Below are 11,449 nucleotides of genomic sequence, written 5' to 3' on the forward strand. Positions count from 1 at the left end.
CGCGTCAATTCCTCGATCATCGCGGTTCATCTTCCCGATTGAGTCAGATGTTCCGCGCCACCGATGCGAATGGACTGAAGGCGATCATCGCCCGCCTGCACGCCGCATCGGCATCGCGTCGATCGTCCCCTGCAACCGGTCGGGCAGCACCGGATCGGTCGCGCGGAACGCGACCGTGCCGTCCTTGCCGACCAGCGCCACGGCAAAGCGATCCGCCGGCAGGCGATACGTCCGGCGCAACGCGGCGGCGGTATCGCGTGCGCCGGTGACCCGGTCGCCGATCATCTCGACGACCGTGACATCCCGGTCGACGGCACCCTTCCGCCAGCCGGCCAGCGCCCGGCGTTGCGCGATCAGCATCGGATCGGTGGCGGTCGCGGCGTTGACGATCAGGACGCGACGCTGCCAGCGCATGTCACCCACGCCCATGCCCGCACTTTGGGCCGCGATCGCCAGCGCCACCAGCCCCGCCACCGGCAGCATCAATCCAGCCCGGCCCGCGCGATCAGGTCGGTGGTGGAGGGGTCGAACGCCTGCCCACCCTGATCCGCCGCCTTCGCCATTTCCTTGCCCAGCTCGACCCCGAACTGGTCAAAGCTGTTGATGCCCAGCAGCACGCCGTTCACGAACACCCGGTGCTCGTAGAACGCGATCAGCGCCCCCAGCGTCCGCGCATCCAGCACGTCCAGCAGCAGCGTCGATGACGGCCGGTCGCCCGAATAGCTGCGCGCCGGGTCCTCGACCTGCTTGCCCTTCATCAGCGCAGCACCCTGTGCAAAGGCGTTCAGCAGCAACTGGCGGTGATGATCCTCGGCCAGCGTATCGCCCGCCTCGATCACCGCGATGAATTCCACCGGCACCAGATGTGTGCCCTGATGCAGCAACTGGAACACCGCGTGCTGCGCATCGGTGCCGACCCCGCCCCAGGTGATCGCCGCGCTCGGCCGCCCCAGCGGCTGGCCGTCGACCGTCACCGACTTGCCGTTCGATTCCATCTCCAGCTGCTGGAGGTACGATGGCAACAACCGCAGCCGCTGGTCATAGGCGAAGGGTGCGCGCGTCTCCGCATGGCGCACCTGCGTGTAATACAGATCGGCAAAGGCGGCGATCGCCGGCGCGTTCTCGTGCAGCGCCGCCAGCCGGAAATGGCGGTCCATCTCGGCCGCCCCTTCCAACAGTTCCTCGAACTGGTCCCAGCCCAGCGCCAGCGCGGCGGGGAAGCCGATCGAGGACCACAGCGAATACCGCCCGCCGACCCCTTCGGAAAACGGCAGGATGCGCGTCTCGTCCACGCCCCATTCGATCGCCTTGTCCGGCGACGCGGTCAGCGCGATGACCCGGCCATAGGGGTCCTCGACGCCGTTCTCGGTCATCCAGGCGATGGCGGAACCGGCGTTCAGCATCGTCTCGGTCGTGGTGAACGTCTTCGATGCGATCACCAGCAACGTCGTGGCCGGATCGAACCGCGCGAACGCATCCTCCAGCGCGACACCATCCACGTTCGACACGATCGCGACCTCGTACCGCGCATCCTCACGGTGCAGCGCATCGACGATCAGGTCGGGGCCCAGCGCCGATCCACCGATGCCGACATGCAGGATCGACCGGATCGGCCCCAGCGCATCCGCCTCGATCGCATCGATCAGTGCGCGCATCCGGGCGTGATACTGCCGCGCCCGCGCAACGCTTTCCGCGTTGCCCTCACCACGTTCGGCGGTGTGTTCGACCGGGCGATCCTCGGTCACGTTGACATGCTCGCCACCGAACATCGCCTCGCGCTTGCCGGCCAGATCCTTCGCCTTCGCCAGCGCCGCGAACGCCTCCATGGCCTCCTTCGTCAGATGCGTCTTCGACCAGTCGAAATGGATGCCCGCCACATCCAGGCTGAACGTCGCCAGCCGATCCGGATCGGCATCGAACAATTCGGTCAGCTTGGGGGAGGAAAGCGCGTCGATCGCGGACCAGTCGCTCATGTTCACATCCTGACAGGAGGGTGGTATTGTTTCGGTATTATCCAATTCGTGGATAGCTCTACCGCGAACCAGCATGGGGGCAAGTCCCCCATCCGTACAATTCGCCGCCGCCGATGGCTACTCAGGACGCACGAGGACGGTTATGGGTCCGTTCCATGCCAGAATCCGTCCCTGCATCCGCAACCGCATCCGCACCCGCCCGCTCGGAGGCGAGCGAGACGCTCCGTTTCCTGCTGAAGCTCGCGCTCGTCGTGCTGATCTTTCGCAGTTTCATTCTGGCGCCGTTCTCGATCCCGTCGGAATCGATGCTGCCCCGGTTGCTGATCGGTGACTATCTGTTCGTGTCGAAATGGAACTATGGCTATTCGCGCTGGTCGCTGCCCTGGGGCATTCCGATCATCCCCGGTCGCATCTTCGGATCGGTGCCGGCGCGCGGTGACGTCGTGGTGTTCCGCAGCCCGGAAGCCGCCCCCGGCGACACCGACCCCGCGCACGGCGACCACGACGTCATCAAACGCGTCATCGGCCTGCCCGGCGATACCGTGCAGATGGTCGGCGGCCAGCTCGTCCTGAACGGCAAGCCGATCCCCAAACAGCGGATCGCCGATTTCACCCTTCCGCTCTCCCCCAATTTCGATACCCGCCACTGCGACACGCAGTTTCAGGACGTGCTGAACGGTCAGCCGATCTGCCGCTATCGCCGCTACCGCGAAACCCTGCCCGGCGGCCGCACCTATTCGGTTCTCGACCAGCGCGATATTCCGGAGGCGGACGACACCGGCACCTATACCGTGCCCGCCGGCAACGTGTTCCTGATGGGCGACAACCGCGACGATTCCGCCGACAGCCGCTTCGCGCCGCCGATCGGCATGGGCTATATCCCGCTGGACCGGATCGAGGGCCGCGCGATGGTCGGCTTCTTCTCCACCGACGGTTCGGCCGAATGGCTGAAGCCATGGACCTGGGTGTCCGCCGCCCGCTGGAACCGGATCGGAGAGGGTTTCTGAGCGCGACCTTCCCCGACTGGCTCGCCGCCACCTTCGGCCGGATGCCCGCCGATATCGCCCCGTTCGAACGGGCGATGACGCATGGCAGCCAGGCGGCGGCCAATTACGAACGGCTCGAATTTCTCGGCGACCGCGTTCTCGGCCTGCTCGTCGCGGAATGGCTGTGGGAACTGTTCCCGAACGAGCCGGAAGGGCAATTGTCCAAACGCTTCAACGCGCTGGTCACCGGCGCGGTCTGCGCACAGGTCGCCCGCACGATCGGCGTCCGCGACCATCTGCGTCTCGGCAAGCAGGCGCGCGACGACGGCGCGATCGACAGCGACAATGTGCTGGGCGACGTGATGGAGGCGCTGATCGGCGCGTGGTATCGCGAAGCCGGCCTCGACGCCGCCCGCATTTTCGTCCGCCGCGCATGGGCCGGTCGCGTACAGAGCCATGACAAGGCGCCGCAGCACCCCAAATCGGCGCTGCAGGAATGGGCGGCGGCATCCGGCCGGCGCCCGCCCGAATACACGATCATCGATCGCTCCGGCCCCGGCCACGCGCCGCGCTTCACCGTCAGCGTCGCGATCGGCACCTTCGCCTCCGCCGAGGCGACGGGCGGCAACAAACAGGAAGCGGAGACCGCCGCCGCGCGGGCACTGCTGGAAAAGGTAAGTACATGACCGATCAACCCGTCCCCGATCAGCGGCCCGATCACGCGACTCCGCCACAACGCTGCGGCCTCGTCGCCGTCGTCGGCGCGCCCAATGCCGGCAAATCAACGTTGGTGAACGCGCTGGTCGGCCAGAAGGTCGCGATCGTCAGCCCCAAGGCGCAGACCACCCGCGCCCGCCTGCTCGGCGTCGCGATGGAGGGCGATGCGCAGCTGCTGCTGGTCGACACCCCCGGCATTTTCGAACCGCGCCGCCGCTTCGACCGGGCGATGGTGTCGGCGGCATGGGGCGGGACCGAGGGCGCCGACCTGCTGGCGCTGGTCGTCGATGCCAAGGGCGGGCTGGGCGCGAAGGTCACCGATATCGCCGAGGCGCTGAAGGACCGGCCCGAACCGAAACACCTGATCCTCAACAAGGTCGATCTCGCCGACAAGGCCAAGCTGCTGATCCACGCCGAGCGCCTGAACGCGCAGGTCGATTTCGCCGAAACCTGGTTCGTCAGCGCCCAGACCGGCGACGGCCTGCCCGAACTGAAGACCGCACTGGCAAAGGCGATGCCCCCCGGCCCGTGGCACTATCCGGAGGATCAGGTCTCCGACGCCACCGAACGCGCACTCGCCGCCGAGGTGACGCGCGAGCAGATCTACCTCCAGCTTCACGCCGAGCTACCCTATGCCAGCGCCGTCGAAACCGAGAAGTTCGAGGAGCGCGCGGACGGATCGGTCGAAATCCACCAGCAGGTGCTGGTCGAACGCCCCACCCAGCGCGCGATCGTGCTGGGCAAGGGCGGCGCCCGTATCAAGGAAATCGGCGCCCGCGCCCGCGCCGAACTCGCCACCGTCCTCGACCGCCCGGTGCACCTGTACCTGCACGTCAAGGTGAAACCCGGCTGGGACGAAGACCGCCAGCTATACCGCGACATAGGCCTCGACTGGGTGGAATGACCTGTTCCCCGGCGAAGGCCGGGGTCCAGTCGGGAAGGCTGTTGTAATAGTGCGCAGCGATCTTTCAGCGAGGTCCCCCAACTGGACCCCGGCCTCCGCCGGGGAACAGCAAGGCGCAGATCGATAAGCGCCCTTCCCCGTCGCTTTCTCCCGTTCGTGCTGAGTAGAGACCGAGTAGCCGCCGTCAGGCGGCGTATCGAGGGCTCGTATCGAAGCACAGGCCACCCGATAGACCTCTCTCACCCCTACCACGAACGAACGGACAAAATCCCCTCCACCCACGCCGGCACCAGCACCCCCGCCAGCCCCAGCCGCGTCTCGTCGAACGACGAACTCCCCGCCGACCGCTCCAGATTCAATTCCAGCGTCGCCGCGCCACAATGCGCCGCCATCTGCACGAAGCCCGCCGCCGGATAGACCGCCCCGGATGTCCCGATCGACACGAACAGATCGGCCTCCGCCACCGCCGCCTCGATCCGCGCCATCCGGTACGGCATCTCGCCGAAGAACACGATGTCCGGCCGCAATGCCGACGCACCGCAGGCCGGGCAAACGCTCCCCGGCGGCAGGTCCCCCGCATGCGGCCGCCGCGCCCCGCACGCCGCACACAGCGCCGACCGCAGTTCGCCATGCATATGCACCAGCCGCCGCGCGCCCGCCCGCTCATGCAGGTCGTCGACATTCTGCGTGACGATCAGCAGTTCGCCCGGCCATTCCGCATCCAGCCGCGCCAGTGCCAGATGCGCCGCGTTCGGCTCGACCCCCGCCAGCGCCGCCCGCCGCGCGTCATAGAACCGGTGCACCAGTACCGGATCGCCCGCCAGCGCTTCGGGCGTACACACATCCTCGACCCGGTGTCTTTGTCTAACGCCTTCTGGATTGTCATACTCCCAGTAAGAGACAGCGCCGTGCGTGCGAAATGTGGGAATGCCCGATTTGGCGGAGACGCCCGCGCCGGTCAGGACAACGATGTTTCGGATGTCCGTCATGCAGACGCTGGCTCTGTGCCGTCTCCGAGGTGAAGCTGCCCCTCACGCACGGTGAACCAACGTGCCGATTTCTCTCGGCGGTCGACCATATGCCATTGAGGCTGACCGTCAGTGGTAGCGAAAGAAAGGAATCTTATGCCGGTTTCGGTTGTGACGACGACCTCGGGCAAGGCGCCGAACAGTTCGCACCGAGTGATCTGCGCGCCTCGCAACGTTTCGAATGCAGGCTCCCAAAGTTCTTCCTTGCTCCAGCTTCCACAGCGAATGGCGATCTGATCCTCAATGCGCCAACTCCATTTGATACCAAGAGAGACAACGCCCTCGGGATTGCCCGGTGAACCGTCCCGCCGGGATCGGGGGGTCAGGTCGCCGATCTCGACGAACATGGCAGACCCATAGCCGCCCCAAACGTGGCTTATGGGTAAGCCAACCAGCGTGCTGGCCAACGAGTCAAATGCTTCGGTTGGGTTCATCGAGCCGACTTTACCCCTGCTTCGCAGTGTCCGCCAACCGCGCGATAATCGATTACCGGTGTGCTCTCCTGCTAGATCCGGTGCTCTCTTACAGCCCGCCCGGCCCGCGAAAAGGTGGCGATGCCGGATCCGGCGGACACGCCTGCGCCGATCAGGATGACGATGTTTCGGATGTCACGCATCGGGGCACGGTACGCGGCCACTGGCATGGCGGGACGTGGTCGGGCGAGTCTTGATCGGATGTGACTAGGCTTTTAACACTGGCTTCACCCTTCCGGTCTAGTATCGAAGGCGTGGGAGAGAATGATGGCTGGTTCGATCTTCATGCGCGCGTCGAATGCATTCATATCGCAGATTGAACTGGGTGCCGGATCGGTTGAGCGAGCAAACCGTCGGAGTCTGTCCCGCCAGAGCATTCGCGAAGTGGAAGCCGCCATCGACAATGTGCGTGACCAGCGCTTCGCGTCTGAACGCGAACGAGACGACGCCGCTCGGGAGATGACGCGTCAGGTCGCACTTGCGGCGGATTGGGGCGAGAAGGCGGCTTATGCTCTCAGCAAGGAGCGCGCCGATCTCGCCGAGCGGGCGATTGAGCGCCAGCTCGATGCCGAGCGTGATGCGCAGGCGTCATCGGCGCGCGAGCGGGCGGCATCAATCGAGGTTAAACGGCTGGCGGTGCTGACTGTGGATCTGACGGCCGAGCGGAAAGCCATGTTGGGAAAATTGGCTGCACTTGAGCAGGAACGATCGAGCATTACGGGTAATCTGTCCCCGGAAACGATCACGGAGCAGCGCGTAGAGCGTGCACGGGCGCGCTTCGATCAACTGATGGACGACGAACGCGAGGCAAATCTCGTTGTGTCCACCGATACCAGTGGACAAGAGATCGACGCGCTGCGTCGCGCGGATCAAGTCGCCGAGCGGCTAAGCGCACTACGGACGAATGCGGGTGAGAAGAGCACGGCCAAACGGCGTTCGTCCAAGCAAGGCTGAAGCCTTGACGCCTGTTACCTGAGGGCGGGTTCCGCAGCAGGTGAATAGGGCAAGGCTCTTCGTCTTCGCATCAATGTAACGAGTACGGTTCCCGCCACGATGATCGTTATAGGAGAAAGGGCGTTTCCTCCGCTCGTTTCTTCCCTGTCCTACTACCCTGATTTTATGCGAGAGGGCAGGTCATGATCCGCCCGACCGCCTCTTCCCGACCGACCATTCTCCGCGCCCGTCCGCAACCCTCGCGCGATCGCGCGCGCGTAGGAGGGTGTGACTTTAGTGACTTTCCGGCCCGCCACCTCGGGGGCCAAGGCGCATGACCGCGATTGGCATCTACGGCAGCGCGGGGCGGATGGGCCGGGCGATCGCCGGCGCGATCGTCGATCAGGGCGCGGTGCTGGCCGGTGGGTGCGAGGCGGGGGGCGATCCGCTGGCGCTTGCCCGGATCGCGGACGTGCTGGTCGATTTCTCCACCGCCTCCGCGCTCGACGCGCACCTCGTTGCCGCGCGAACCGCCGGGACGCCGCTGGTCATCGGCACCACCGGGCTGTCGGCGGCACAGCACGCCGCGATCGATGAGGTCGCGCGCGACGTGGCGATCCTCCAGACCGGCAACACTTCGCTCGGCGTCACGCTGCTCGGCATGCTGGTGCGCGAGGCGGCGGCGAAGCTCGGCGCCGACTGGGATATCGAGGTGGTCGAGATGCACCACCGGCACAAGGTCGATGCCCCCTCCGGCACCGCGCTGCTGCTCGGCGAGGCGGCGGCGGCGGGGCGGGGGGCGCCGCTGTCGGAACTGCGCGTCGACGGGCGCGGCGGGCTGACCGGCGCGCGCTCGGACGGCACGATCGGTCTGGCGTCGCTGCGCGGCGGGTCGGTGATCGGCGACCACAGCGTGATCTTCGCCGGCGAGGGCGAGCGGATTGAACTGAACCACCGCGCCGACGACCGCTCGATCTTCGCGCGTGGCGCGGTGAAGGCGGCGCTGTGGCTCGCGGATCGGCCGGCGGGCCGGTATCGCATGGGCGATGTGCTCGGCCTGTGAGGGCGGGACGGTGAAGCGCGCCGACGTGATCGAGTTCTACGCCCGGCTGGCGGCGGCGGACCCGCATCCGGAAACGGAACTGGCCTGGCGCAATCCCTTCACCCTCGTCGTCGCGGTCGCCCTGTCGGCGCAGGCGACCGACGTATCGGTCAACAAGGCGACGCGGCTGTTGTTTCAGGATGTCGACACGCCGGAAAAGATGGTGGCGCTGGGCGAGGACGGGCTGAAGGAACATATCCGCACGATCGGTCTGTTCAACAGCAAGGCGAAGAACGTCATCGCCCTCTCGCAGATGCTGATCGACGATTTCGACAGCGAGGTGCCGGCCGATCGCGACGCGCTGGAACGCTTGCCCGGAGTCGGCCGCAAGACTGCCAACGTGGTTATGAACGTGGCGTTCGGGGCGGAGACCTTCGCGGTCGACACGCACATCTTCCGCGTCGGCAACCGCACCGGGCTGGCCCGCGGCAAGACGCCGCTGGCGGTCGAGCTGAAGCTGGACAAGGCGACGCCGCAGCCTTTCCGCCTCCACGCCCATCACTGGCTGATCCTGCACGGCCGTTATGTCTGCAAGGCGCGTCGCCCCGAATGCTGGCGCTGCATCGTCGCCGATCTGTGCGCCTTCAAGCCCAAGACCCCGGCCCCGATCACGATACCGATCGCCCCCGATGCGTGAAAACCCTCTGGCGCCCGCCGCATCGCTTTGCTACGCGGACCTCCACGCATCCGTAGCTCAGCTGGATAGAGCGCTGCCCTCCGAAGGCAGAGGTCGCAGATTCGAATTCTGCCGGGTGCACCATTCTCCTCATCATCGATCTCGCGCAGTGTCGTCGTCTCGCGTTCGGTGGACGGCGTGAGCGGCCGGCTCCTGTCGCGACGTGCGATCACCGGCGGTTTCCGGCGCTTCATCCATGAAGAGGCGTCGGGCGGGATCGTCCTGATGATGGCGGCACTGGCGGCGATCCTCGTCGCTAATTCGCCGCTGGCGGCGGGTTACGACCATCTGCTGCACGTCCCCGTCGGCGGGATGAGCATCCTGCACTGGATCAACGACGGCCTGATGGCGCTGTTCTTCCTGATGATCGGGCTGGAGGTGAAGCGCGAGATGATCGCGGGGCATCTGGCATCGTGGGATCGCCGCGTGCTGCCGGGGGTGGCGGCGGTCGCCGGCATGGTGGTGCCGGCGCTGGTGTATCTCGGCATCAACGGCGGCGATCCGGCGAACTGGCGCGGCTGGGCGATCCCGGCGGCGACCGACATCGCCTTCGCGCTCGGCATCCTTGCGCTGCTCGGTTCGCGCATTCCCGTCTCGCTGAAGATCCTGCTGACCGCGATCGCGGTGATCGACGATCTGCTCGCCATCGTCGTCATCGCTCTGTTCTACACCGGACAGATCGCGCCGGTGCCGTTGCTGGCCGCCGGGGCGGGTGTGGTGTTGCTGGTGTGCCTCAACCGCGCCGGGGTGCGGACGCTATGGCCATACATGTTGATCGGCGTGGGTATCTGGTACGGCGTGCTGTTGTCGGGCGTCCATGCGACGCTGGCCGGCGTGGCGGTGGCGCTGACGATCCCGCTGAAGGATGTCGCAGGGGCGGAGCCACCGCTCGATCGCCTTGCCCGGCGGTTGCATCCGGGGATCACCTTCCTGATCGTGCCCATATTCGGCTTCGCCAATGCCGGGGTATCCTTCGCCGGCATGACGATCGGCGATGCGGTCGCGCCCTTGCCGCTGGGGATCGCGGCGGGTCTGTTGGTCGGCAAGCAACTGGGCATCTTCACCGCGATCGTCGCGATGGTGCGGCTGGGCTGGGCGGATATGCCGATGGGGGCGAACTGGCGTCAGGTCCATGGCATGGCGGTGCTGTGCGGGATCGGCTTCACCATGAGCCTGTTCATCGGCGGCCTGGCGTTCGGCGATGCCGGCGACGCGATGGGGGCGGTGAAGCAGGGCGTCTTCGCCGGGTCGCTGCTGGCGGGGGCTGCGGGGTTCCTGCTGCTGCGTCAGGCACCGATGGCGAACACGAAACCCCGGCGATCCACCTGATGGATCGCCGGGGTTCGCTGGCCCTCCCTCGGGAGAGGTGGGGAGGGCCGGCGCCGGCACCCTCACGTTCGGGGGCCGGTGCCGACGCCGGAGGCTGGATTACTGAAGCAGCTTCAGCACCGACTGCTGCGACTGGTTCGCCTGGGCGAGCATCGCGGTCGATGCCTGGCTCAGGATCTGTGCCTTGGCGAGGTTGGTCGTCTCGGCCGAGAAGTCGGCGTCCTCGATCCGGCTGCGCGCGTCGGACAGGTTGGTGACGTTGCTGGTCAGGTTGTTGACCACCGACTGCAGGCGGCTCTGGCCGGCGCCCAGCTTGGCGCGGGCCGTGGCGACCGAGTCGAGCATCGTATCGACGTTACCCAGCGCTGCCGTGGCGTTGGTGTCGGTATCCACCGCGGTCGCTGCGGCCAGATCGGCTGGCGAACCGATGTTCAGGTCGACCTTGTCCGTGCTTTCCGAACCGACCTGGATGCTGATCGCGGCGGTCCGGGCGGTGTAGCCGGTCGTGCCCGAATTGAAGATCTTGGTGCCGTTGAACTCGGTGTTCGACAGGACGCTGGTGATCTGTGCCTTCAGTTCGGTGACTTCGGCGTTCATGTTCGTGCGGTCGCCGGTGGCATAGGTGCCCGACGCCGACTGGACCGCCAGTTCGCGAACGCGCTGGAGCATGTTGGTCACTTCGCCCAGTGCGCCTTCGGCGGTCTGGGCCAGCGAGATGCCGTCATTGGCGTTGCGGACGGCCTGGTTCATGCCGCGTATCGACGAGGTCATCGACTGGGCGATGGCGAGGCCGGCGGCGTCGTCCTTGGCGGAATTGATGCGCTTGCCCGTCGACAGCCGCTCCATGGCGGTGGACAGCGAGGCGCTGGCGCTCATCGTGGCATTGGCGGCGCGCAGGGCCGAGGTGTTGGTCGCGATAACGGTCATGGTCGATCTCCACAGGTTCACGGCTTCCCCGCCGCCCCCGAGAGCGGAGGGCCGAGCCGTCACAGCAAGGAACGGCCGCCCGGCACCGGGCTTAAGGGAAAAAATTGCCGACCCTTCCGATGGCCGTCGATCGCGTGGTGGGTGCTCAGAACGCTTCACGCGCGCGTATGACGCGCGGCGAGCACGCCGTACGCGCAGCCGGAAAATATTCGCTGGGGTTTACCCGGCGTTTACCCTGCACCCGGCAATAAGTGCCCAGTGTCCAAGGGGCTTTGCATGCGTACGATTTTTCCTTCCGCGATGATGATGGAGCAGCGATACGCGCTGGTATCGTCCCTGCGCGCCCAGGGTTTCGCGATCGGATCGGCCGCGACCGCCGCGCCGAAGCCGGGCGACCTGTT

The 11,449-nt window shown here is 66.5% G+C and carries 12 protein-coding genes and 1 tRNA gene; 8 read left to right on the forward strand and 5 right to left on the reverse strand.

Features of this window, described 5'->3' with window-relative positions:
* Window positions 1-84 precede the first annotated feature (84 nt).
* Both JAO74_RS16595 and pgi read right to left on the reverse strand, forming a co-directional pair.
* Entirely contained in the window at window positions 85-483 is a 399-nt protein-coding gene (locus JAO74_RS16595; protein ID WP_199040737.1) for a DUF4174 domain-containing protein, read from the reverse strand.
* A complete protein-coding gene (gene pgi / locus JAO74_RS16600; protein ID WP_199040740.1) occupies window positions 483-1,973 on the reverse strand; it encodes a glucose-6-phosphate isomerase in 1,491 nt (496 codons plus the stop codon). The genes JAO74_RS16595 and pgi overlap by 1 nt, the downstream gene beginning before the upstream one ends.
* Window positions 1,974-2,128: 155 nt before the next feature.
* Between pgi and lepB the strand changes: the two genes are divergently transcribed.
* The 3 genes from lepB to era are packed head-to-tail and all read left to right on the forward strand — an operon-like array spanning window position 2,129 to window position 4,580.
* On the forward strand, window positions 2,129-2,980 hold the full coding sequence (lepB, locus tag JAO74_RS16605; protein WP_199040744.1) for a signal peptidase I: 852 nt from the start codon (window positions 2,129-2,131) through the stop codon (window positions 2,978-2,980).
* Window positions 2,981-3,021: 41 nt separating this feature from the next.
* Window positions 3,022-3,645, forward strand: coding sequence for a ribonuclease III (gene rnc / locus JAO74_RS16610; protein ID WP_233151118.1), 624 nt, complete (start codon window positions 3,022-3,024; stop codon window positions 3,643-3,645).
* Window positions 3,642-4,580, forward strand: a complete 939-nt coding sequence (gene era / locus JAO74_RS16615; RefSeq protein WP_199040751.1) for a GTPase Era — start codon at window positions 3,642-3,644, stop codon at window positions 4,578-4,580. Before rnc ends, era begins: the two co-directional genes overlap by 4 nt.
* 245 nt (window positions 4,581-4,825) lie before the next feature.
* Here era and JAO74_RS16620 read toward each other — a convergent pair whose 3' ends face one another.
* Entirely contained in the window at window positions 4,826-5,569 is a 744-nt protein-coding gene (locus JAO74_RS16620) for an NAD-dependent deacylase (protein ID WP_199040754.1), read from the reverse strand.
* Entirely contained in the window at window positions 5,566-6,042 is a 477-nt protein-coding gene (locus tag JAO74_RS16625) for a hypothetical protein (protein ID WP_233151116.1), read from the reverse strand. The genes JAO74_RS16620 and JAO74_RS16625 overlap by 4 nt, the downstream gene beginning before the upstream one ends.
* A 306-nt stretch (window positions 6,043-6,348) precedes the next feature.
* Here JAO74_RS16625 and JAO74_RS16630 point away from each other — a divergent pair, with 306 nt between their 5' ends.
* From JAO74_RS16630 to nhaA, 5 genes are all read left to right on the forward strand, one after another.
* Entirely contained in the window at window positions 6,349-7,035 is a 687-nt protein-coding gene (locus tag JAO74_RS16630) for a PspA/IM30 family protein (protein WP_199040758.1), read from the forward strand.
* Window positions 7,036-7,348: 313 nt separating this feature from the next.
* Window positions 7,349-8,077 carry a 4-hydroxy-tetrahydrodipicolinate reductase gene (gene dapB / locus JAO74_RS16635; protein WP_199040760.1) on the forward strand — a complete coding sequence of 243 codons (729 nt, stop codon included), beginning with the start codon at window positions 7,349-7,351 and terminating at the stop codon, window positions 8,075-8,077.
* A gap of 10 nt (window positions 8,078-8,087) precedes the next feature.
* Window positions 8,088-8,753 carry an endonuclease III gene (gene nth, locus JAO74_RS16640; RefSeq protein ID WP_199040763.1) on the forward strand — a complete coding sequence of 222 codons (666 nt, stop codon included), beginning with the start codon at window positions 8,088-8,090 and terminating at the stop codon, window positions 8,751-8,753.
* Between the two features lie 46 nt (window positions 8,754-8,799).
* Window positions 8,800-8,876, forward strand: a tRNA-Arg gene (locus JAO74_RS16645).
* A 54-nt stretch (window positions 8,877-8,930) separates the two neighbouring features.
* A complete protein-coding gene (gene nhaA / locus JAO74_RS16650) occupies window positions 8,931-10,121 on the forward strand; it encodes a Na+/H+ antiporter NhaA (protein ID WP_332908835.1) in 1,191 nt (396 codons plus the stop codon).
* Window positions 10,122-10,220: 99 nt separating this feature from the next.
* Here the strand turns inward: nhaA and JAO74_RS16655 are convergent, their stop codons facing one another.
* Entirely contained in the window at window positions 10,221-11,048 is an 828-nt protein-coding gene (locus tag JAO74_RS16655) for a flagellin N-terminal helical domain-containing protein (protein WP_199040767.1), read from the reverse strand.
* Between the last annotated feature and the right edge of the window lie 401 nt (window positions 11,049-11,449).

The organism is Sphingomonas mollis (assembly GCF_016427505.1).
Lineage (GTDB): Bacteria > Pseudomonadota > Alphaproteobacteria > Sphingomonadales > Sphingomonadaceae > Sphingomonas > Sphingomonas mollis.

Coding starts and splice junctions, on each gene's coding strand:
- era (WP_199040751.1), top strand. CDS start 3,642: ATGACCGATCAACCCGTCCCCGATCAGCGGCCCGATCACGCGACTCCG.
- JAO74_RS16620 (WP_199040754.1), bottom strand. CDS start 5,569: ATGACGGACATCCGAAACATCGTTGTCCTGACCGGCGCGGGCGTCTCC.
- JAO74_RS16595 (WP_199040737.1), bottom strand. CDS start 483: ATGCTGCCGGTGGCGGGGCTGGTGGCGCTGGCGATCGCGGCCCAAAGT.
- rnc (WP_233151118.1), top strand. CDS start 3,022: ATGCCCGCCGATATCGCCCCGTTCGAACGGGCGATGACGCATGGCAGC.
- JAO74_RS16625 (WP_233151116.1), bottom strand. CDS start 6,042: ATGAACCCAACCGAAGCATTTGACTCGTTGGCCAGCACGCTGGTTGGC.
- dapB (WP_199040760.1), top strand. CDS start 7,349: ATGACCGCGATTGGCATCTACGGCAGCGCGGGGCGGATGGGCCGGGCG.
- JAO74_RS16655 (WP_199040767.1), bottom strand. CDS start 11,048: ATGACCGTTATCGCGACCAACACCTCGGCCCTGCGCGCCGCCAATGCC.
- pgi (WP_199040740.1), bottom strand. CDS start 1,973: ATGAGCGACTGGTCCGCGATCGACGCGCTTTCCTCCCCCAAGCTGACC.
- JAO74_RS16630 (WP_199040758.1), top strand. CDS start 6,349: ATGGCTGGTTCGATCTTCATGCGCGCGTCGAATGCATTCATATCGCAG.
- lepB (WP_199040744.1), top strand. CDS start 2,129: ATGCCAGAATCCGTCCCTGCATCCGCAACCGCATCCGCACCCGCCCGC.